Source organism: Acidihalobacter prosperus (assembly GCF_000754095.2).
Lineage (GTDB): Bacteria > Pseudomonadota > Gammaproteobacteria > DSM-5130 > Acidihalobacteraceae > Acidihalobacter > Acidihalobacter prosperus.
On the sequence record NZ_JQSG02000001.1, the window covers coordinates 528,199 to 545,662 of the forward strand.

Here is a 17,464-nt window from a genome sequence, read left to right on the forward strand (position 1 = left end):
TACGTCCTTATTTCTTGGCCGGCTTGCCCGCGACGAAGCCCTCGAGGCGCAACAGGCCGCTCTCGATCATGGCTTCGAAGTGCTGGAATTCGTCCTCGATCTTCCCGCCGATCTTGTACAGCGTGCCGCTGTGTTTGACGGGCGACTTGGTGAGGACGGTCACGGTCGCGATATCGTTCGGCGCCGGCGTTTTGGGCGCATCGGTCTCGGTCGCGGCGGCCGGTGTCTGCTGTGTGGTCTCTTCGGTGGGCATTGTCTTCTCCGTGTGGTTGACGCGAGCCGGCTCAAGGTCGGGAGAGCCGGCTCAATCGCTGCCTCCATCCGAGTTCCCGACGCTCGCGATGGCCATCCTCGTCGCAGGGGGTTATGCGGGCGTCTGGATCAGGAACGCCGAGTCGATGCTGGTGACCACCGGCGCGCGCTCATACGTGACCGGATAGATCCAGCTCTTGGCGTTGCGGTCCTGGTAGGGTTCCTCGGCATACGGCGCGCCGACCATGCGGTACGTGTAGCCGAAGGACGGTTCCTGCTGGCTGGAAGGTGCAGGCGGCACGTAGGCAAGGACCGCGTTGTTGCCCCACACGTCGACCATGGCTCCCGTGGTTTCGTCGTAGTACACGTCCGTACCGATGACGATCTTGTCCACCTCCCAAAGGTTGGCCAGCATTTCTGCCGTGATCGAGTCATGCGAGGTGTACTGGAAGCGCGCTACCACGTTGGGATTCTCGCGAGCCGCTTTGAAGGCAGAAGCCGACAGCAGCAACGTGTTCGGGTACATTCCGATGGCGGTACGGATCGCTTCGCGGTAGTCGAGAATGTCCGCGGTGGGCGTGCCGGCGGCATTGGACCACTTGCTTGTACCACTCAGCACCACGGTATTGTTGGCCGGGTAGAGCGCCGCATTCAGCGCCAGCGCGGCCTGGTCGGATTCGAGGCTCTTCTTCACGACCTGCATGGTGGTCTTGAGATACTGCGCGGCCAGATTGATGCCCGGCACGCGCTCGGCGTCCTGCATGATCTCGAACGGTACCTTCCCTTCGACGCTGTCTTCTAGCAGTGCATACGGCAGACCCGCATACCCGAACTCGATGCGCTTGGTGCCGGCGCCCGGCGCGCGGCGCAGATTGAACTTCATGAAGGCCGTCTTATCGAACGACACGATCTGACCGCCGCGCGTCGAGACGGGCACCTCCGGAAACAAAGCGCTGCCGACGAGCTGCGGATACTGATAACCCTGCACGACCTCCGTGACGATCGGGTCGATGATGCGCGCCTGGCTTGGGCTGAGATTGCCGATACCGATGCCGATCGCGCCCATGCCGATCAGATCGTGCGGGTGCAGGAGGGGATAGCCGAGGAAACCGCAGATCTCGGCGAATACGAGGAAGGCAAAGAGCAGCAGGAATGCCTTCTGGTGTTGGGTGAGCTTGCTGAGCATGGCGATATATCCTCGGATTTGAGTGCTGTCGTGCTGACGGATTGGGATCGGGCGCCGGTTATCGGCGCGTGATGACCTCGATGATCTGGCCGGCAGCGGTGGCCGCCTCGAGCGCGTCCGCGAAGACGTATTCGGGCATGATGCCGCCGGTCAGGATGGCGCCATTCGCAGCGGAACTGGTCACAGCCGTGGCGCCCGCCGCCACGCCGATCTCGCCGGTACTGGGAATGGCGCGACCCTGCGCATCCATGATCAGCGCGTCGCCGATGGCGATCGCGGCGCCGGCTTCGACCAGGACGGTGTCGTCGACGTCGACGGTGACCTCATCGCCGATGACCGCATCGAAGTGGGCGACGCCGAGCACCTTCTGGCCCTGCGCGCTGGCCTGCGCGCCGTCGAAGCCGACGCCGCGATGTTGCGTGATCGCCGTGGTCGCCTTGAGGGTCAGCGACAGATTGACAAGTGATTGACGTCCCATGGCTTACTGACCTCGCTCGATGGCCTCGACGGCCTGGATATAGGACACGCTGTGCTTTTCCGAGTAGGCCAAAGCCTGGGCGTGCAATTCGGCGCGTTCCTGGCGGACGCCATAGCCGGGCGGCGTCTGAACCGTCGCGGTCACGCGTTCGCGCGACTGCTGATTGCCGCGCTCGCCGTAGTCGATCGCCGGCGGCAGATTCGACAGGAAGCTGTTGAGCCACTCGGTGGCTGGCTTCTTGACGGTCGTGGCGCCCTCGGCGAACTCGACGACGACATCCGCGCCGATGCTGTCCATGAACTCGACCAGACCGGCCTGGTCACGCGGTAGCACCTTGCCCTCCTTGACGAGCTGCTCGACGAATTCGGTGATGTAGGAGCGGCGCGCCTTGCGCTCGCGATCTACCAGGGCGGCTTCGCGCTCGGCGAACTGCGCCTCCCTGGCTTGCTGCTCGGCCTCTTTGGCCGCGATCTCTTCTGGGGTCATGGTCTCGGTGGCTCCGTTCTCGGAAAAATCGGCAAGCCGCATGAGCGACGCCGCAGGGGGGAGTTTGTGGGCCTTCAACAGCTCGACGAGCTTCTTGGCCGCCGCGCGCTTGACGTCGGCGGGAAGATCGACGCCGCCCCGTGCGCCGACAAGCGCGCCTTGCGCGGCATACAGCGCATGGCGATTGACCTTGCCGCCCGGCTCCTTGATGGGCAGGTGGCACTGGCTTTTGGTTTTCGGCTGGCCGGGCTTGTTTTCGTCGACCAGGCATGCGCTGCAGTAAGCCTCGGCGCTGGCGTAATCGGATGCCGCGGCTTTCCAGGGCGCGGTCGACAATGCCTCGGCGAATGCGGTCGCATCGTCGGCCGGGATGCGTTCACGCAGCCAGCGCACGAAGCGCCCGAACAGGGCTTCCTCGGCGTCGCTTTCGGCGAACTCCACTTCGACCTGGACGACGCCATCCTCGCCATCGGCGAACTCGGCCTGCTTGAGACCCTTGACCGCCGGCGGCTGCGCGCCGAGGAACCCGACATGGCGCAGGTAATAAACGCCCGGCACAGGGTTGGCCGGGGAATCGGGGGTGTAGAAGCTGGCGGAGATTTTCTTATAGCGGCCGGCGCTGACGAGTTCGGCGAACTGCTCTTCGACCTGGTGGGGTTGGGCTTGAAGGGTGTCGCCGATCGCTTCGACGCGACTGACCCAGCCATAGGCAGGATCATCGTGGGCAGGATGCCCGACCACGATCGGTGCCTCGTGGATGGCCGGGTCGTAAGCCTGGGCCGTGGCGGCCAGGTCAGCCTCGGTGAAGTTGAGGGTGGCGCCGGACATGGCCGTGTGCCGGCCGACGCGGAAGATATTGAGCGGATGGGTCATGTCCATGCCGCCACTCTACGAATGGGGCGATGGCTGATGACGGGGGAACGGGTTCCGGCGGGACGCTCTGAGAGCTGATTACACGATACCGACGCCCATACGGTCACGCAAGCACACCCGCGCGCGCAGGAAGGCGTTTAAATCCTCGCCAAACCGTTTAACTCTTTTTTGGAGGTGCGGTGGGAGCGCCCCACGGGACTAAACGGCTTAGAACGGCTCTCAGCGCGTCGCAGCCGTCAGGTGTTCCTGGAGGATATCGAGCACGTTCATGCGATCCGAATCGGACAGGCCGAGGAACGGCCTTGCCGGGATGTCGCCCCAGGGCGAGACCCCGAACGCATGCTTGGCCGCGCCGAACTGCTGAACGGCCGCATAGATCAGTGGGGAACCGATTTCGACACCATCCGCGAAGACGTGCGGGTAGATCTCGTTCTCCAGGCGTCCCGACTCGCCGTGCAGCGGGCGCGGGTCGCTCTTGCGCGAAAGCGTGACAGGGCTGTTGGGCGCCCAAGGGTCGCCATCCGGCGAGATCCCCTCGCCGAAGCGCCGCTTGGTGGAATCGACCATGTATTCGCCGATGTCCCGGAATGCCGGCTCCAGGTGAGTGCCGGCATCCATCAACGCCTGGAGCGCGGCGAGCACTTCCTGATCCTCGATCCGTATCGTTACCGTCATGCTATGATCTCATCAAGGCCGTGGCACATACCGCTGTGCTCATACCACGGAGCGTTTCGGACGTAGGGATAAGGTCACGGCTGCCTCTCATTCCTGATGTGGAGCGTCTGGAGCGCCAGCATCCGGCGCCCCTTGCGGATCTCAAATACCGCGCTCCATTGTTCCCCGTCAATATCCGCCTGCCATTTAACGAGCGGGAGCTTCGTCGTTCGTGAGAATCCCGCATCGGTCAGGATGCCCTGGGCATTCAGCAGGGCAGGCAGCTGGGCATAGTCGTCTGTCGTGACGGGACGCTGACCACGCGCGGCTTCGTTTTCGGGATTGCCGTGCTTGTCCTGCACATGCCGGATCGCCGAGGGGTCCAGCGCGAAGTCAAAGCCCGAAACGTTTTTGCCCGTGAGCGTTTGGATCTCGTGAGCATCTTTCGATGTGACCAGTCCCAGCGTGCGATAAGGCGCCGTCGAACGGTCTTCGACGACCGCTTGAGCATAACGCCTGGTGTCGTCGGCCACCGAGGGCAGCGAGCGATAGCTGCGCGCCAGGCTGTCGCGCACATCGGCCGGCATCGACTGCATGTAAGCCTTGGCGATGGTGTAGGGCCACTGCGTGGTTTTGGCCGCCATCGCCTCGACCGTATCGCTGACGCTGGCGCCGGGGGCATAACCCCAGCCTTTGTCGATGCCGGGCGGTTCGCCGGTTTTGGCATCCGTGCGATCCCAGCCATCGGGCAGCGGTTTGGACGAATCTCCGCCGAGTCGTTCCGCGCCACGCTCTGATCGCGCACCCACCACGTAGCACCTGCAGCCCCACCCGTTGGGAGGATAGTGCGCGTTCCAGAATGCATCCTCCTGGCGCAGGGTCAGGCCATCCCAAGCCTCATGCTGTGGCCGCGGATATCGCTCGCCGTGTGTGTGTCGATAGACCCAAAGCGGGAACGCCTTGAGCTGGGCGAAGCGGCCGGCGGCATAACTCGTGGCCGCATTCGTTTTGTAGATGATCCGGGTACGCCAGGCTTCGCCGGCCGCCGAGCCTTCGCCCGTCCAGCCGTGCCAGCCGTTGCGCTCGACGATGGCGCGAAAATCCTTGCGGAACGCTTCGAGACTCTGGCCTTCGCCGATCGCCCGCTCCACGGCCGCGGCGAGGTCGCTGAGCAGATCGGCCTTCGCGGCGCCGGCGACCATGAATCCGCGATCGTGCGCGGACTTGAGCATGTCATCCCACGCGGCCGTCGGCACCAGGTTGGCGAGCTTCTGGCGAAAGAAGGCGAGCTGCTGCGGAAACGGCTGACCGAGAATGCCGCCGATCGCGGAAGGCTGCGGGTCAGTCATTTGCCGTTTGCTGGACGTCGAAGCGACCCGCGGCCTCGGCCGCAGCCATCGCGCGGCCCATGAGATAGCCCAGCTTGTTGGACGGCAGCTCGGCGAATGAATTGACCAGCATGTCCTCGAGCTGCTCGAGACTTTCGGCCTGGCTGATCATGGCTTCGATCTTGGCCATCCAGCGGCCGATCTCGGGTTGCGCGAACTGAGCCAGCGTCGCGGTCGAGAGGTCGACCGGATCGCGCGGATCTGCGCCCTCGGCAAAGGCCGTCGATGGGATCGAGGCGCCGGGTTGCCCTTGAGCCGGCATCCCGAGGTCGTCGAACTGTCCGCCGAAGGTTTCCTGCACGTCCTCGAGCTTGCGCCGGAAACCGATCGACGCGAGATCCTTGTCGGTCGCCGCCATGGCGCCGAGATCGACGGGCTCCTCGATCCGGCGATACACGCGCGGATAGGCCGCGCCGGGGAAGTTCCAGTCGCACAGCCAGCGCACCACCTGGTTGTTGAACGAGGCACACAGCGTATCGGCATCGGACTTCACCAGATCCTGCCGCACGACCATGTGGATCTGCGCCTGGCTGCGCGAGCTGCCGTGATCGGCCGTCATCGTCTGGCCGACGATCGCCTTGGAGATTGCCTCGTTCATGCGCGAGTGCAGCTTGTCGTAGTCGCCGGTACCGGAGCGCGCCGCCTCCAGCAATTCCAGCTGCATGCTCGCCGGGATGATCACGCCGCTGTCGGTCTGGATTGCCTGCACGGCCGCGAGCAGATTGTTCTGATCCTCTGCCGTCGTGCCGCTCGGATATTTGCCGACCCCGGTGGGCATCCCGAACTTCTCGAGGAAGATGAGCCAGAACCGCATCCCGTTGCGCTTGAACAGGACGGGCCAGTAGACGTAGTGACCCAGGCCGAGGCCGTAGGGTTCGTCGTCGTTGTCGGCGCCGCTTTGATAGATCCAGAACTTGCGATCGGGCAGCAGCTCGCCCATGAGGTTGTCATAGGTCAGCATGCGCATGCGCAGCTCGCCGTCGAAACGGAAGCGGCGGCTCTTGCGCACACGGATGTCGTCCAGCACGACCTGCGCGCCGTCACGGGCGTACAGGCATTCGCCGACCGAGTAGCCGTAGAACGTGCCATACAGCATCTTCTCGGTGATGCGATCCCACTCGATGCCATTGAGCTGCTGCTTGATGAAGTCGGCCGCGGCCTTGTCGATCGCGCGTTTGCCGCCGGCGTCGACGGTCCACTCGGCCGAGGTGACCGCCAGGCGCCGCTGCTGGAACGTCGCGGCGACCTGGTCGTCGCGCAGCAGATCCTCGTAAGCCCTGAGATCGTTTCCGCCGCGGATGGTGAGCACCAGATCCTGCGGCATGAGCAGGATCTGCGGCCAGACATAACCGCGGGTGATATCGCGACCATCGAGCGTTGTCGCGATCTGATCAAAATCCGGTTTGACCTTGGTGTCAGCCATCGTAGCCTCGGAAGTCGTTGCCGCCGCGTACAGCGCCGAAGCCCGTCGCCGTGCTCAACGAGCGGGAGCCCATGTAGTCGGTTTGCGCAACCGAACGGCGCGGCCCTGTGGATTTGAACGCGATCTCGCTGACCGGCCCGCTGCCGGCATGCAGCGCCAGTGCGAGCGCCCAGAAGCGGTCGGCATGGCCATCGGCCGTGCGTTCGGCGGTGAAGCGCACATTGCCGGCTGTGGTGGTCTGCTTGGTGACCTGGCGCAGATCCGCGCGGATCTGCGGGTCGTAGGGGATGCGCACCGTCCGATCTTCCATGGCGCTGCGCACGGGATAGGCGAGGGCTTCCTTCGTCGCCACTGTGAAACTGACCCCCTCGATCTTGTGCTCGCCGAACTTGTCCTGCGCATCGTCGACCCAGCCGATGCCGAGGCCCGTCTGATCGATGCACACTCGGTTGGCGCGTTCGAACCAGGGATAGAGGATTGCCTCCTGCGCGCTCTTGCGCATTTTCTCCATGGCCTCGACGTGGCGCGTATAGAGCACGTCGCCCAATTTTTCGAGCACCCAAAGGACGGTTAAATCCTTTTTACGGCCGATATCGACACCGCAGAACAGGTAGCCGTCTTCGATCTCGCTCCAAGGCCAGTCGATCTGATACTCGACGCTGGCGATCAGGTCGTATTCGAGGAACGCGGCATTGTCGTCGGCGGGGCTGCACATGTACTCCTGCTGGAACGACTCCTCGTCGGCCGCGCCGCTGCGCACGAAGTCGAAGTACTCGGCCTCGTCCATCGCCTGGCGTTCGTCGTCTTCCGGCAGCATCTGCTGCAGTTTCCACAGGAAGCCCTGGTCGAGCGCATCCTGCAGCGTGACGCGGTGCAGGCTGATGTTCTTGGGGTTGCCGTTCTCGCGTGCCTCGCGCACGAGCTGGTTGAAGAAGTTCGCGCTCCCTCGGTGCGTGGAGATCAACTCCATGTTGCCCCCCCACGTGATACCGGGGTAAGCGATCGCCCATAGCTTGCGCGGATCGGGGTGCAGCGCGAACTCGTCGAGGATGCGCCCACCGCGCTTGCCGGCCTGGGCGTCCGGGTTGCTCGACATGGAGTGGATGCGCCTGCCGTTGGAGAACTGCAGCACGAAAGCCGACAGGCGCTTCTCCGGGTCGATCACAACCTCGCCGAGATCCTGCGCAGCCAGCTCCATCGCGCCAGCCCACATCTTGCAGTCTTCGATGAACAGGCGCGCCTGGAGATCGTCGCGGCTGCTCACCCACTGATCGAAGCGTGCGCCCTTGGCCGCGGTGCGTTCGACGGCCGCATACGCAGTCGCCCACGAGAAGCCGATCTGGCGCGATTTCTCGGACAGTTTGAGGCGGCTCTGATCGGCCGCCCATTTCGCCTGGTAGGGGAGGAAAATGCCGCCCGGATTCTCGGGCCGGATCTTGGCGCGGCCGCGGGCTTTCATCCTGCGATCCCCATGATCTGCTCGCGGATGAGCTTGATCGTCTCCTCGGAAACGCCGGCATTCTTGGCCACCTTGGATGCCTTGCTCGCCGCCTCCTCGGCAGCCTTGGTGCGGACTTCGGCCTCCCACTTCTTCTGGCTGACGGAGGCGCGGCCGGTCTGTGCGATCGCACGCGCCGCGCGGCTCAGCAGCTTGACGCGCTCGGCCGGGTCGACGTCCTCGCCGTCAGCTTCCTGCAGCGACAGCAGCGCCTCGAACAGATCCGATTGCACCAGGCTGATGACGGCTGCCGAGCGGTGATCGGCATCGTCCGGCGCGGCCTCTGCGATCGCGCGCGCCGCCTCCGTGCTGGCCTTGATGGCGGCAAGACGGCGCTGCAGCTTCGAGCCGTACCGATGCAGGCTGCTCTTGTTGGTCTCGATGCCGTGTTCTTCCGCCAGGCGTTCGGCCAGCTCGGCATAACCGCCGAAGCCTGCCGCGATCAGCTCACGGTCAATGGCGGCGCGGGTTTGCGGGGAGAGGGATTCGAGAGCGTTGCGACGTGGCATGTCATTCCGCCCGATCGCATAGCCAGTTGCCGAGGTTGAAGCTGCCGACGATCAGCACGGCCGCGAGAGCGCATGCAAGAAGGGGCCGCATCCCCGTCAACGTCAGCAGCCACGCAATCCCATCGCCGGCAAGTATGGCGAGTGCTTTGGCCGCGACTCCGTAACCGTTCAAGGACGCGGCCTCGCGATGCCTTCGACGCGCGTGCGGCCGGCGGCGATATCGGCACCGCGGGCAGTGATGCGCGCGGCCTGGATGCCGTCGTGGTATTCGATGGTCAGCGCGCCGCAGTCTGCCAGCCAACGCAGTTCTTCGCGCAGGCCGTCCTGGCCGATCGCCAGACGTTCACCTTCCAGGAGGCGCAGCAAGACGGTCTCGCGCAGGGCATAGTCCGGCGACTCGGTCAGCGCCTGCAACAACACCAGGCGTCGATCCTCGGCGACCAGATCGGCGTAGCGACTCATCGTTTACCTCCCTCGTTCATCAGCTTGTCCTCGACTCGGTCAAGGCTGCGCTGCACGCCGCTCATTACCCCGACCAGTTCGCGGACGGCACCGGAGAGATCGTTGATGCGGTCGTGCAGATTGCCCAGGTCTTGATGCGTCGGCGCAGAGTCGAGGCGGTTCTCCAGCGCCACCACGCGGCTCTTGGCCGTCGCCAGTTCAATCTCCAGATCTTCGATCGATTTCTTGTTGGCGATGCCATGGCGGAGCGAGAAAGTGTAGATCCCGATGATGATGATGCCGATGGTCTGGACGATGTCCGTGATGTTTTTGAACGTCGTCAGATGCTGCTCCCAACCGCTCACGCCGCCCCCTTCGCTCGCGCGGTCTGGTCGGCCCTGGCCGCGGCGATGTACTGCCCCATGATCGCGTCCTTGTTCTTGCTGCCGAGGCTGGAACCGAGCCAGAAGGTCAGGACCATGCCGAAGCCGGTGCCGAGGTTACCGAGCAGCAGATAGGCGAGATTCTGCGATCCCACCGGCACCGCGTGGAACATCACGAACCAGCACGAAACGCCGTAAGCCACGAGGACGATGATCGAAACGATGATCGCGCCATTGCTGACGGTCAGCGTCTTGCGGGCATCCTGGACATCGGCCGTTCTCAGCTTCAGTTCGTCCAGCTCCAGTTGGCGCGCCTGCAGCCTGAACTGGTTGAGTTTGTCGCTATCCTCCAGGATGGCCTTGGCCGCATCCTGGATGTTGCCGTCGGCACCCGTGCCGGTGAGCTTGCGCACCAACGATGCCAGCACTCCCCCGACAGCGACATTGCCACCGGAAAGGGCAGTCCCGGCTGCGCCGACTAGCGTGGGCGCTACGTCCTTAACCTCACCGAGTAGTTGACTGAACCAGTCGCTCACGATTGCATCTCCTCGTAATGCCGCTCGCATGCGGCCTTGGCTTCGGTAGCGTCGTCATCGGGCTCGCGGTGGATCACCCGATCCCAGCCGTCCATCGCTTTCGGAATCCACGCCTCGTAGTGCCAGCGGGCATGTATGAACACGCGGCAGACGGTGTACCCCGCATCCGATTCGATGGCGTAGTCGTCGATGCGGCGCCATTTCATGCCGCCCCCGTCAGGAAGGGTTCGCGGTCGATGAAGGGCGCGATGCGGTTCATCCAGCCGGATGCGTTCGCGGCCTGGTCGGGCGTGTTGGTGATGATGGCGCCATAGAAGCGCACGCGCTGCGAGAGAGTGCGCACGTATAGCGCGCGGGCGTTGGCGGTATTGATGGCATTGAGGCTGATCGGCCCGAGGATGCCGTCGACCTTCACGCCGACGCTGCGCTGCACCCACTGCACTGCGCGGCCCGGACCATGCTGAACCCCCGAATCGACCAGCAGATCCCGCAGATCGTCGCTATCGATGTGCTCGAACTCGGGATCGTCGATGTAGGCCTTGAGGTAGATCGCGAACGCTTCGTCGCGCGTCAGCGCCTCGACGTCGGCCGGCGTGACGGGCTGGCCGCGATACTTCGCCAGCGTGGCCTGGGTGATGCCGTACTTGGTCGGGCCGCCCAGATCGCTGACGCGATCGGTGTACGTATCACCCTCGCGCGTGAGGATGTTGCCGATGAGGGTTTGCACCCACGGATCGGAGGCGACGGGACTGGAGGCGGCGACGGAATCCATGGCGCCATGCTAGGGCGCGACCACGGGGTAAAGGAGGCGGAACCGGTTCCGGCGTCCTTGGGTCTAGAGCGATAACAGGCTACCTAGGCACCACAATACATGCAAGTTCAGCTATTCTGAAAATGTGATTACGTAGCACGCTAAAGGAGGAAACACTGTGGCAATCACCGCAAGCTATGACACCTTGTTGAATCAAGCTTCCATGACAGCAGATACGTATTTTCGGGCAGCGATACGGTGCATAGATGAGCAATTTGAATCAGGTTATGCAAGTAAACACCCAGAACTGATTGCGGCATTTATGCGGGCATGTTCAAGCGACTACAACAATGCAGCATTCATTGTCGCCATTCAAGAAGCATCGAGGGAAATAGCAGACGCTCTCGAGAGAGAATGATCCTGCACTGCACCTCTCAAAAATTCAGAATAAATCCCCCTGCGCATCCTCGATATCGCCGCGCGCCTCAAGGCGCCGGCGCAGCTTGCGGATGCCGCGCTCGGTGTAGGCATGACGCCTGGCCACGCGCGCGACGGAATCATGTTCCAGCTCGGCGGCGATCTGGCGCTCGCGAGCTGCACGTATGGCGCTAGCGCAGCGGGGCACGTCGATCTCTTCGCCATCGTAGTGCGCCACGAGCGCCCGCAGCGCGTCCAAACCGATCAGCGGTACGAGCCAGTGATCCTCGCGCGCGTTGCGCGGCACGCAGAGTCGGATGCCGCCGCGCTCCTGCACGATGGCCAGCGCCGCGTCGATGCCGATCAGCTCGACGAGTTCCTGCACTGACTTCGGCAGTTCCTGGAGGCGAGCGTCCATGGTCATCCTCTCGGGATGATGCCCAGCACATCCCGCGGCTGCGGGAATTTTCCGCCCTGGGCGATCTCTGAAAAGGCCGACCGAATCCGCGCGGCTCCGGTATAGCGGGACTCCGGGTTCCATTCACGCTTGGGCGCCAGGTACTCGATCCAGCGCTGCGCGGTGACTTCGACCAGGTCAAGCGCCGGCGTACCTTCCAGGCCGCTCGTCCAGAGCACCGAAAGGCCGTCCAGGATCGCGCGCGCCAGCCATGTCGGGACGCCTTCAGGCGGTGCGATCCGGCTCAATGCATCAGCCGCTTGCGCGGCCTTCGAACGTGGTTTGTCGGGGCTTTGAGGCGCCACTGCAGCCGGCGCGTGGCGCACGTTTTCGAGCACGCTGATCAGGTAGCGATGATTGGCGAGCGGCTTCCAATTTTCGGCCTGGCGCCGCGCGCGCAATGACTCGACGGTTTCGATCATGGCTGCGCCTAGACGCGGCACGTCCGCGGTCAGCGCCATGGCCTCGTGGGCGAGCTGCAGCGCACGCGACCAGCGCAACGCCTGGCGTCGTGGCTTGAACAGTCCGAGATAGGCCACCAGCGCCGGCGAGATCGAAGTCTGGCCCATCAAGGCGAACAGCTCGCGAGCGGCACCGTCCTCCGTGTGCGCTTCCAGCGGCGTCGGCGTCTGGCAGTGCGGGCAGATGATGATCATCAATCGACAAACCTCATTTGACCGGCATGAAGCTCCAGTTCAAGAGGCGTGGCTACCAGCTCCTTCTCCGGATCAAAACTGCAGCAGCCAATCGCGTCATCCATGTCGTAATGGTCTTTAGAGCAAACCGGGCATAACCAACATTCGTGGATCTCTGGCGCGCAGCATTCTCTGGCTTCATCTTCAACCTCATACAGCGCTCCACAATCGCCGCATTGGAATCGCAGATATTTGTCAGAAAGATCCATCACGTCACCTCCATATCCCGATCGATGTTGGTTTCAGTAAGCACGGTCAGCCCTAGATCACACGCCAGGCGATGCTCGATCAGTGCGCCGCGGGAATTCTGCCAACCGTTGAGCATGAGGATGTGATCGCAACGAATCAGCTGGGCGATCGCCAGGCGCATCCAGCCGGTCCAGGTGCCGCAAGGCGGTGGATTGCTGGCATTCTCGGCCGGGTTTTCGACGTGATAGCCATGGGCACGCAACTCATCAGCCATGCGATGGAACGCGGGATAGTTGTTGTCCGGTAGGCCCGTCATAGGGCCGGCGATGTAGATTTTCATCAGCGCGCCTTCCTGCGACGCTGGTCGATGGCCAGCGCGGCGATGATTTTTTGCAGCTGATCGCCGTTACAGAACGCGACGGCATCGATTTGGCACACGCGCTTGGCGATGGCATCCGCATAACCCCACGGGCGCCCGGCATCGGCCAGCAGCGCCTCGATCTTGCCGATCTGCGCCTCGCGTGAGATATGTGGGTTAGGACGCCGTGCGTTCTTGTCCTTGAACCCTATCGATCGCAGATGCTCGAGCACGCGACCGATCCCGGTGGGCGTCAGCGCCTTCGCGCTGGTGACGCCTGCGATGCGCTGGAGCATCGCGCGGTAGGTTTCCTCGTCCATGCCGAGCTGCTGCCGGGCGATGTGGATCTTGGCGAGCTGGGCGTTGCGACGCCGGTCGACTCGCTTGGCTTTGGGTTTCGACTTGGTCGCTGCGGCTTCCAGTCGGCGCGCTTGCTCGTCCAGGTCATCCGCCTGGCGCATGTCTTTGTCGTAGGCGTCCAGGCTGTCTGCGCGCTGAGCGCTGGCGCGAAGGTTATGGGCCTGCTCGCGGAGGCCGGCGGCTGTTTCAGCCATCACTGTACCTCCCGGTAATACCAGACACGCTTGTCCTGACGGCAGACGATGTTGCGGCCGTTGGCACGCAGCTCGGCGATCGTCGCGCTCACGGCCATCACCTGGGCGCGCGCCACGATCTCCAGTGTGCTGTGTTCCTGGCCATCGGCCAGCACCTGAGCCACACGCTGCAGGCGCGGGCTGTTTTCGATACGAGCTGCGTGCATGGCCATGTCAGCCTCCTCGGTGCAACCAGGAGTTGCGCTCGCGTGCATCCTGGCAGACGACGCAGATCGTGTAGCCGGCACGCACGCGGGCCTCGGGGATCGGCTCGCCGCATGCCGGGCATCTGAGGTCGTCGCTCGACAGGGCCACGTCGGCGCTCAAGGGCTCCGGCGGACGTTCGCGCTCGGCGATGCGGTGTTCGGTTTCGACCTCAGTGACCTGCCTGGCGGCGTCGAGCCAGTCGGTTTCTCGTTGCATTTCTCGCATCAGCGGATCTCCTCTGCGTTGGCGCGCAACGCACCGACGAGTGCGATGTCGTTCGAGTACTCGGTCTGTGCCTTTGTGCTGTCCCACACGTCGCCGTCGCAGAACACGACCCGAAAATCCTCGGCATTCGTTTCGATGACGCCAGCGGCCTGTTTCGCCAGCCTGGAAAGCGCTCTGTTTTGCTCAAGGAGCCGCTCGACCTGCCTGGCATCGTGCGATGTGGCATCGCCGGTTTCGATCCTGTGTATGAGTTGCTGCCAGTCCATCACGCGCCCTCCTGTTCATCGGCCATGGCGTCGCCCATGAGCATGTCGATCAGCTTGTCCAGCTCGCCGGCGGTATCCTTGATGACCACCTCTTCGGAGCCGTCCGTGACGGTGATGCCGAGCTTCTTGAGTCGCTTGGCGTCGAGCTGCTGGATGGCGTCCTTGACGACGCTTTCCTTGCTGCGCACGTAGGTGTCGGCCTGATCGCAGAACTCCTGCTTGATGCGCTCGATGACCTTGGCCTCATCGGTCCAGGTGATCTTGCCTTTGCCCTTCATCCAGCCGAACCGAATGCCATGCGCGGTACGCGTGCGGCGGCGCTTCCAGAGGTCGGCGGATGACTGTTTGACGGCCGCGCGCAGCGCGTCCTGGGCATCGTTGAGGGCACACACACGCTCGCGCATCGGGGCAAGGAAGGTGCGCCGGATCTCGGAGATCCGAGATTCCAGATCGGTGACCACTTCACCGAGCGCGTTGCGAGCGTTGCGCACGTCTTCGGCCAGCAGCTCCAGCTGCTGCATGTCGTTGGGTTGTTGGTCAGTCTGCATGGGTTTTCTCCCAGGACTCGCGCGCATCGATCGCTGCGTCGGTGGCTGCGATCAGGGCGCTCAGGGTCACGTCGTCGAGCTGCTCGACGTACTGGCGCAGCAGGGCGCGGGATTCGCGCTCCTGGGCACGCAGGCGCTCGGCGAAGGCGATATCCGCAGCCGAGGGGTTTTTGCTCGCCGTGATGGTTGGGGACGGTGATGGGCTGCGCGGCGCGGCCTCATGTGTCTTGCCGTCGTTGAGGGCATAGAGCTGCTTGCGGCCTTTCCATCCGCAAGAGACCACCTTGCCGGCAGCGCGCAGACGGGTGATCACATTCGTCGCTTGCTTGCTGGTCAGCCCGAGCATGCGCACCAGGTCGTCGTTGGTGCGAGGCTCATCCATGATCGTGAGCGCCTGGTCGGTAAATGATGGCGGCGGTGCAGTAGATCCTTCGCTGGCACGAACAACTGGTTCATCTGCAGATGAACCAGTTGCTTCAGGCTGGGACTCGACACGCTCGTAGGCGCCGTCCTCGTCGCGCCTAATCAGGCCATTTTCAGACAGCTCTCTAAGCGCCTTTGTGCATTGCGCTTCATCAATGAATAGCTCGGACAGACCGAAAAAGGCCTGGCGCGTAGCGCCTGGATTTCCTTCAAGGCAGTGCAGCAATTCCTGTTTTAGTTCATCCATCTCAAGATCCTCCACGGTGATGGCGATCGGCCGTGCGGTGACCGCGCCAGGCATGACTGCGGCACGGCTCGACCAGGCGATCGTTGCGAAGTACTGCATCGGGACCGCCCAGCTCGTCGGTCAGCTCGTCCAGACGTTCGCGCACGCGCAGCTGCGGCGGCAGCAGCGGTTCGTAATCGGCCGAGCCGAGCGTTTGCCGATCGATCAGATGCAGCCGTTCGCGGGCGGCCAGGTGCGATTCCGGGTCGATCAGGAAGGTTTCGAAGGTGAGGCCGGTGGCCTCGTGCAAGCCGCTGGCGACGAACACGTTTCCCCAGCGTTCGATGTAGGCGTCGGGATAGCTCATGCATCACCTCGTGGAGTGCGGTCGTCCTGCAGCAGCGGGGCGACGATGTCGGGCGCGTCAATCTCGATGACGGGTTCGCCGGCGCGCAGCCGGATCTTGCTACCGTCGTACAGCGGGATGACGCAGGGGACGCCGCGCTGGGCGTTGGCGTACTCGCGCGGCCACGTGTGAGCGATGAGCTGGCGCAGCTCTGGGGCGGCGCGCCATTCGGATTGGCAGGCATTCATGACTTTTTCCCCTCGGTGTTGTTCGCGCAGGTCGGGCAAGTGCGGAAGAGCTGCACGCGCATGGGGTTGGTGGGCGCATAGGGCGAGCGCTGGTATTCGATGCAGCGCTGGCGCGGCATTTCGCCGATGACGGGGCAACTGACGGTGGCGCCCATCAAAGCGCCTTCGACGGCCGCTTGAACGCGGGTCAAATCACCTTTGTAGAGGCCGTTGAGCACCTGGCTGATAACGCTCGTCGAGTAGTCGATCTCGGTGCTGACGGCGCGCTGCCCGCGATCTGCGCAGGCTTCGCGCAGGACTTCGATCCAGTCAGTCATCGCGCGCCTCCTTGGGGCGCTGATCGACGCCTCCAGTGACGACCTCGTGCTTGTTCGGGTCGTAGGTGGTGCCGTTGCTCTGCAGGCGTGGCGCGATCGGGCCGGTGTCGCGGATGAGTCGATAAACCGCATGGCCACCGCGTCGGCCGCTGTCGCGCGGCTTGACGACGTACAGGTACGACGCGGCGAGCAGCCCGCGCACGTAGCGCATGACGTTCGTTTCGCTCGCCTCGGCCGTGGCCATGAGCGTCGGGATCGTGAACGAGCGCAGGATGCGCATGGACTGCCAGATGCGGTCGCGGGCGCGCGGCTTGCGCTTGTAGACGCGGGTGTGTGCTCCTGGTGGGCGCATCAGACACCTCCCAGGGCCGGCATGCCCAGGAAGAAGTCGCGGCCCTTCGGCCAGTCGGCCACGCCGATCCGGTCCATGCCGCGCTGACGCGCGTAGCCCTCGACCTGCGACAGGCCGACGACCAGGCGTCTGGCCTCGGCGCCGCTGTTGCGGGTGCTGGCGGCGCGGTAGATGACCTGCAGCAGATCGTCTTCGACCTCGACCTCGATCAGGCTGTCGCGCAGCAGGATCGCGTCCTCGACGTCCAGGCCCTCGAACTCGACCCACTGCGACAGGCGTCCGGTGAACTGCGGGTTGCTGCGGATGCGGCGCTCGATGCCGTGCATGCCGATGAGAATCACGGGGGTCATGCTCATGTCGTGCAGATCGCGCAGCGAGTCGGTCAGGCGCTTGCTCTGTACCACGTAGTCGGCCTCATCGATGAAGACGGGCCGGTTGGTTTCGGCGAGGCGCTGGATGATGCGTTCCAGCATCCCCGCGAGGGTCATGCCATGCAGCTCGATATCGAGTTCGCGGGCGATCGCTTCGAGCATGGTCTTGGGCGACCACAGCGCGAGCGCGCGGACATAAACGCCGTTGACCTGGTTGACCAGCCACGTGCAGGCCGTGGTCTTGCCGTAGCCGGTCGGCGCATGGACGAGACCCATGCCCGGCATGCCCGGTGTGCGCTGCAGCAGCGCATTCGCGGCATTGCTGAGCCGGCTGATATTCTTGACGGGTACGATCTGGTGTTTCATGC

General features: G+C 63.9%; 31 protein-coding genes. 1 reads left to right on the forward strand and 30 read right to left on the reverse strand.

The genetic code is table 11. The features are described 5' to 3' along the window. Positions 1-7 precede the first annotated feature (7 nt). The 15 genes from THPRO_RS02585 to THPRO_RS02650 all read right to left on the reverse strand — a co-directional run bounded on the left by THPRO_RS02585 (position 8) and on the right by THPRO_RS02650 (position 10,879). Complete coding sequence (locus THPRO_RS02585; RefSeq protein ID WP_038086442.1) at positions 8-253, reverse strand: hypothetical protein; 246 nt, start codon at positions 251-253, stop codon at positions 8-10. Positions 254-364: 111 nt separating this feature from the next. Further along, entirely contained in the window at positions 365-1,438 is a 1,074-nt protein-coding gene (locus THPRO_RS02590; RefSeq protein ID WP_236717233.1) for a major capsid protein, read from the reverse strand. Positions 1,439-1,496: 58 nt separating this feature from the next. Next, positions 1,497-1,916 (reverse strand): DUF2190 family protein, encoded by a 420-nt coding sequence (locus THPRO_RS02595; RefSeq protein ID WP_052063976.1) that lies wholly within the window; start codon positions 1,914-1,916, stop codon positions 1,497-1,499. Between the two features lie 3 nt (positions 1,917-1,919). Next, on the reverse strand, positions 1,920-3,281 hold the full coding sequence (locus THPRO_RS17140) for a hypothetical protein (protein WP_038086445.1): 1,362 nt from the start codon (positions 3,279-3,281) through the stop codon (positions 1,920-1,922). Between the two features lie 213 nt (positions 3,282-3,494). Beyond that, positions 3,495-3,950, reverse strand: a complete 456-nt coding sequence (locus THPRO_RS02605; protein ID WP_065089165.1) for a phage virion morphogenesis protein — start codon at positions 3,948-3,950, stop codon at positions 3,495-3,497. A 74-nt stretch (positions 3,951-4,024) separates the two neighbouring features. Continuing rightward, a complete protein-coding gene (locus THPRO_RS02610) occupies positions 4,025-5,278 on the reverse strand; it encodes a phage minor head protein (protein WP_065089166.1) in 1,254 nt (417 codons plus the stop codon). After that, positions 5,271-6,740 (reverse strand): DUF935 domain-containing protein, encoded by a 1,470-nt coding sequence (locus THPRO_RS02615; protein ID WP_038086448.1) that lies wholly within the window; start codon positions 6,738-6,740, stop codon positions 5,271-5,273. The genes THPRO_RS02610 and THPRO_RS02615 overlap by 8 nt, the downstream gene beginning before the upstream one ends. Beyond that, positions 6,733-8,199, reverse strand: coding sequence for a phage terminase large subunit family protein (locus THPRO_RS02620; protein ID WP_065089167.1), 1,467 nt, complete (start codon positions 8,197-8,199; stop codon positions 6,733-6,735). The genes THPRO_RS02615 and THPRO_RS02620 overlap by 8 nt, the downstream gene beginning before the upstream one ends. Then, positions 8,196-8,747, reverse strand: a complete 552-nt coding sequence (locus THPRO_RS02625) for a DUF3486 family protein (protein ID WP_038086451.1) — start codon at positions 8,745-8,747, stop codon at positions 8,196-8,198. The genes THPRO_RS02620 and THPRO_RS02625 overlap by 4 nt, the downstream gene beginning before the upstream one ends. 1 nt (position 8,748) lies before the next feature. Next, entirely contained in the window at positions 8,749-8,919 is a 171-nt protein-coding gene (locus THPRO_RS17210; RefSeq protein WP_236717234.1) for a hypothetical protein, read from the reverse strand. Beyond that, positions 8,916-9,209 carry a VpaChn25_0724 family phage protein gene (locus THPRO_RS02630; protein ID WP_038086454.1) on the reverse strand — a complete coding sequence of 98 codons (294 nt, stop codon included), beginning with the start codon at positions 9,207-9,209 and terminating at the stop codon, positions 8,916-8,918. Before THPRO_RS02630 ends, THPRO_RS17210 begins: the two co-directional genes overlap by 4 nt. Beyond that, complete coding sequence (locus tag THPRO_RS02635; protein ID WP_038086457.1) at positions 9,206-9,553, reverse strand: DUF2730 family protein; 348 nt, start codon at positions 9,551-9,553, stop codon at positions 9,206-9,208. The genes THPRO_RS02630 and THPRO_RS02635 overlap by 4 nt, the downstream gene beginning before the upstream one ends. Then, positions 9,550-10,107 (reverse strand): hypothetical protein, encoded by a 558-nt coding sequence (locus tag THPRO_RS02640; RefSeq protein WP_145930668.1) that lies wholly within the window; start codon positions 10,105-10,107, stop codon positions 9,550-9,552. Before THPRO_RS02640 ends, THPRO_RS02635 begins: the two co-directional genes overlap by 4 nt. Then, entirely contained in the window at positions 10,104-10,313 is a 210-nt protein-coding gene (locus tag THPRO_RS02645) for a hypothetical protein (RefSeq protein WP_038086459.1), read from the reverse strand. The genes THPRO_RS02640 and THPRO_RS02645 overlap by 4 nt, the downstream gene beginning before the upstream one ends. Then, positions 10,310-10,879 (reverse strand): glycoside hydrolase family 108 protein, encoded by a 570-nt coding sequence (locus THPRO_RS02650; protein WP_052063981.1) that lies wholly within the window; start codon positions 10,877-10,879, stop codon positions 10,310-10,312. The genes THPRO_RS02645 and THPRO_RS02650 overlap by 4 nt, the downstream gene beginning before the upstream one ends. 157 nt (positions 10,880-11,036) lie before the next feature. Here THPRO_RS02650 and THPRO_RS16580 point away from each other — a divergent pair, with 157 nt between their 5' ends. Next, complete coding sequence (locus THPRO_RS16580) at positions 11,037-11,276, forward strand: hypothetical protein (protein WP_145930669.1); 240 nt, start codon at positions 11,037-11,039, stop codon at positions 11,274-11,276. 24 nt (positions 11,277-11,300) lie between these two features. Here the strand turns inward: THPRO_RS16580 and THPRO_RS02655 are convergent, their stop codons facing one another. Genes THPRO_RS02655 through THPRO_RS02720 form a run of 15 tightly spaced genes read right to left on the reverse strand, consistent with a single transcriptional unit; the run spans position 11,301 to position 17,462 of the window. Then, positions 11,301-11,693, reverse strand: coding sequence for a Mor transcription activator family protein (locus tag THPRO_RS02655; protein WP_038086462.1), 393 nt, complete (start codon positions 11,691-11,693; stop codon positions 11,301-11,303). Between the two features lie 2 nt (positions 11,694-11,695). Beyond that, positions 11,696-12,388 (reverse strand): hypothetical protein, encoded by a 693-nt coding sequence (locus THPRO_RS16930; RefSeq protein ID WP_065089168.1) that lies wholly within the window; start codon positions 12,386-12,388, stop codon positions 11,696-11,698. Then, positions 12,388-12,636, reverse strand: coding sequence for a hypothetical protein (locus THPRO_RS16585; protein ID WP_145930670.1), 249 nt, complete (start codon positions 12,634-12,636; stop codon positions 12,388-12,390). Before THPRO_RS16585 ends, THPRO_RS16930 begins: the two co-directional genes overlap by 1 nt. Continuing rightward, positions 12,636-12,956: a DUF4406 domain-containing protein gene (locus THPRO_RS02665; RefSeq protein ID WP_052063984.1), complete on the reverse strand. Its 321-nt coding sequence runs from the start codon at positions 12,954-12,956 to the stop codon at positions 12,636-12,638. The genes THPRO_RS16585 and THPRO_RS02665 overlap by 1 nt, the downstream gene beginning before the upstream one ends. Then, on the reverse strand, positions 12,956-13,528 hold the full coding sequence (locus THPRO_RS02670; RefSeq protein ID WP_201786916.1) for a gp16 family protein: 573 nt from the start codon (positions 13,526-13,528) through the stop codon (positions 12,956-12,958). The genes THPRO_RS02665 and THPRO_RS02670 overlap by 1 nt, the downstream gene beginning before the upstream one ends. Then, complete coding sequence (locus THPRO_RS02675) at positions 13,528-13,740, reverse strand: hypothetical protein (RefSeq protein WP_201786917.1); 213 nt, start codon at positions 13,738-13,740, stop codon at positions 13,528-13,530. Before THPRO_RS02675 ends, THPRO_RS02670 begins: the two co-directional genes overlap by 1 nt. Position 13,741: 1 nt before the next feature. Continuing rightward, a complete protein-coding gene (locus THPRO_RS02680; protein ID WP_038086469.1) occupies positions 13,742-13,999 on the reverse strand; it encodes a TraR/DksA C4-type zinc finger protein in 258 nt (85 codons plus the stop codon). Then, a complete protein-coding gene (locus tag THPRO_RS02685) occupies positions 13,999-14,265 on the reverse strand; it encodes a hypothetical protein (protein WP_065089169.1) in 267 nt (88 codons plus the stop codon). Before THPRO_RS02685 ends, THPRO_RS02680 begins: the two co-directional genes overlap by 1 nt. Further along, positions 14,265-14,813, reverse strand: coding sequence for a host-nuclease inhibitor Gam family protein (locus THPRO_RS02690; protein WP_038086476.1), 549 nt, complete (start codon positions 14,811-14,813; stop codon positions 14,265-14,267). Before THPRO_RS02690 ends, THPRO_RS02685 begins: the two co-directional genes overlap by 1 nt. Continuing rightward, on the reverse strand, positions 14,803-15,582 hold the full coding sequence (locus THPRO_RS16590) for a hypothetical protein (RefSeq protein WP_161489921.1): 780 nt from the start codon (positions 15,580-15,582) through the stop codon (positions 14,803-14,805). Before THPRO_RS16590 ends, THPRO_RS02690 begins: the two co-directional genes overlap by 11 nt. After that, positions 15,485-15,829, reverse strand: a complete 345-nt coding sequence (locus THPRO_RS02700; protein ID WP_065089172.1) for a hypothetical protein — start codon at positions 15,827-15,829, stop codon at positions 15,485-15,487. Before THPRO_RS02700 ends, THPRO_RS16590 begins: the two co-directional genes overlap by 98 nt. Further along, positions 15,826-16,056 carry a hypothetical protein gene (locus THPRO_RS02705; RefSeq protein WP_038086486.1) on the reverse strand — a complete coding sequence of 77 codons (231 nt, stop codon included), beginning with the start codon at positions 16,054-16,056 and terminating at the stop codon, positions 15,826-15,828. The genes THPRO_RS02700 and THPRO_RS02705 overlap by 4 nt, the downstream gene beginning before the upstream one ends. Then, positions 16,053-16,373 (reverse strand): hypothetical protein, encoded by a 321-nt coding sequence (locus THPRO_RS02710; RefSeq protein ID WP_038086489.1) that lies wholly within the window; start codon positions 16,371-16,373, stop codon positions 16,053-16,055. The genes THPRO_RS02705 and THPRO_RS02710 overlap by 4 nt, the downstream gene beginning before the upstream one ends. Continuing rightward, a complete protein-coding gene (locus THPRO_RS02715) occupies positions 16,366-16,725 on the reverse strand; it encodes a hypothetical protein (RefSeq protein ID WP_052063985.1) in 360 nt (119 codons plus the stop codon). The genes THPRO_RS02710 and THPRO_RS02715 overlap by 8 nt, the downstream gene beginning before the upstream one ends. Continuing rightward, positions 16,725-17,462, reverse strand: a complete 738-nt coding sequence (locus THPRO_RS02720) for an AAA family ATPase (RefSeq protein ID WP_038086492.1) — start codon at positions 17,460-17,462, stop codon at positions 16,725-16,727. Before THPRO_RS02720 ends, THPRO_RS02715 begins: the two co-directional genes overlap by 1 nt. Positions 17,463-17,464 lie beyond the last annotated feature (2 nt).

Excerpts from the sequence above, each read along its gene's own strand:
- THPRO_RS02585 (WP_038086442.1), bottom strand. The coding sequence starts at position 253 with ATGCCCACCGAAGAGACCACACAGCAGACACCGGCCGCCGCGACCGAG.
- THPRO_RS02590 (WP_236717233.1), bottom strand. The coding sequence starts at position 1,438 with ATGCTCAGCAAGCTCACCCAACACCAGAAGGCATTCCTGCTGCTCTTT.
- THPRO_RS02595 (WP_052063976.1), bottom strand. The coding sequence starts at position 1,916 with ATGGGACGTCAATCACTTGTCAATCTGTCGCTGACCCTCAAGGCGACC.
- THPRO_RS17140 (WP_038086445.1), bottom strand. The coding sequence starts at position 3,281 with ATGGACATGACCCATCCGCTCAATATCTTCCGCGTCGGCCGGCACACG.
- THPRO_RS02605 (WP_065089165.1), bottom strand. The coding sequence starts at position 3,950 with ATGACGGTAACGATACGGATCGAGGATCAGGAAGTGCTCGCCGCGCTC.
- THPRO_RS02610 (WP_065089166.1), bottom strand. The coding sequence starts at position 5,278 with ATGACTGACCCGCAGCCTTCCGCGATCGGCGGCATTCTCGGTCAGCCG.
- THPRO_RS02615 (WP_038086448.1), bottom strand. The coding sequence starts at position 6,740 with ATGGCTGACACCAAGGTCAAACCGGATTTTGATCAGATCGCGACAACG.
- THPRO_RS02620 (WP_065089167.1), bottom strand. The coding sequence starts at position 8,199 with ATGAAAGCCCGCGGCCGCGCCAAGATCCGGCCCGAGAATCCGGGCGGC.
- THPRO_RS02625 (WP_038086451.1), bottom strand. The coding sequence starts at position 8,747 with ATGCCACGTCGCAACGCTCTCGAATCCCTCTCCCCGCAAACCCGCGCC.
- THPRO_RS02630 (WP_038086454.1), bottom strand. The coding sequence starts at position 9,209 with ATGAGTCGCTACGCCGATCTGGTCGCCGAGGATCGACGCCTGGTGTTG.
- THPRO_RS02645 (WP_038086459.1), bottom strand. The coding sequence starts at position 10,313 with ATGAAATGGCGCCGCATCGACGACTACGCCATCGAATCGGATGCGGGG.
- THPRO_RS02650 (WP_052063981.1), bottom strand. The coding sequence starts at position 10,879 with ATGGATTCCGTCGCCGCCTCCAGTCCCGTCGCCTCCGATCCGTGGGTG.
- THPRO_RS02655 (WP_038086462.1), bottom strand. The coding sequence starts at position 11,693 with ATGGACGCTCGCCTCCAGGAACTGCCGAAGTCAGTGCAGGAACTCGTC.
- THPRO_RS16930 (WP_065089168.1), bottom strand. The coding sequence starts at position 12,388 with ATGATCATCATCTGCCCGCACTGCCAGACGCCGACGCCGCTGGAAGCG.
- THPRO_RS16585 (WP_145930670.1), bottom strand. The coding sequence starts at position 12,636 with ATGGATCTTTCTGACAAATATCTGCGATTCCAATGCGGCGATTGTGGA.
- THPRO_RS02665 (WP_052063984.1), bottom strand. The coding sequence starts at position 12,956 with ATGAAAATCTACATCGCCGGCCCTATGACGGGCCTACCGGACAACAAC.
- THPRO_RS02670 (WP_201786916.1), bottom strand. The coding sequence starts at position 13,528 with ATGGCTGAAACAGCCGCCGGCCTCCGCGAGCAGGCCCATAACCTTCGC.
- THPRO_RS02675 (WP_201786917.1), bottom strand. The coding sequence starts at position 13,740 with ATGGCCATGCACGCAGCTCGTATCGAAAACAGCCCGCGCCTGCAGCGT.
- THPRO_RS02680 (WP_038086469.1), bottom strand. The coding sequence starts at position 13,999 with ATGCGAGAAATGCAACGAGAAACCGACTGGCTCGACGCCGCCAGGCAG.
- THPRO_RS02685 (WP_065089169.1), bottom strand. The coding sequence starts at position 14,265 with ATGGACTGGCAGCAACTCATACACAGGATCGAAACCGGCGATGCCACA.
- THPRO_RS02690 (WP_038086476.1), bottom strand. The coding sequence starts at position 14,813 with ATGCAGACTGACCAACAACCCAACGACATGCAGCAGCTGGAGCTGCTG.
- THPRO_RS16590 (WP_161489921.1), bottom strand. The coding sequence starts at position 15,582 with ATGCAGTACTTCGCAACGATCGCCTGGTCGAGCCGTGCCGCAGTCATG.
- THPRO_RS02700 (WP_065089172.1), bottom strand. The coding sequence starts at position 15,829 with ATGAGCTATCCCGACGCCTACATCGAACGCTGGGGAAACGTGTTCGTC.
- THPRO_RS02705 (WP_038086486.1), bottom strand. The coding sequence starts at position 16,056 with ATGAATGCCTGCCAATCCGAATGGCGCGCCGCCCCAGAGCTGCGCCAG.
- THPRO_RS02710 (WP_038086489.1), bottom strand. The coding sequence starts at position 16,373 with ATGACTGACTGGATCGAAGTCCTGCGCGAAGCCTGCGCAGATCGCGGG.
- THPRO_RS02715 (WP_052063985.1), bottom strand. The coding sequence starts at position 16,725 with ATGCGCCCACCAGGAGCACACACCCGCGTCTACAAGCGCAAGCCGCGC.
- THPRO_RS02720 (WP_038086492.1), bottom strand. The coding sequence starts at position 17,462 with ATGAAACACCAGATCGTACCCGTCAAGAATATCAGCCGGCTCAGCAAT.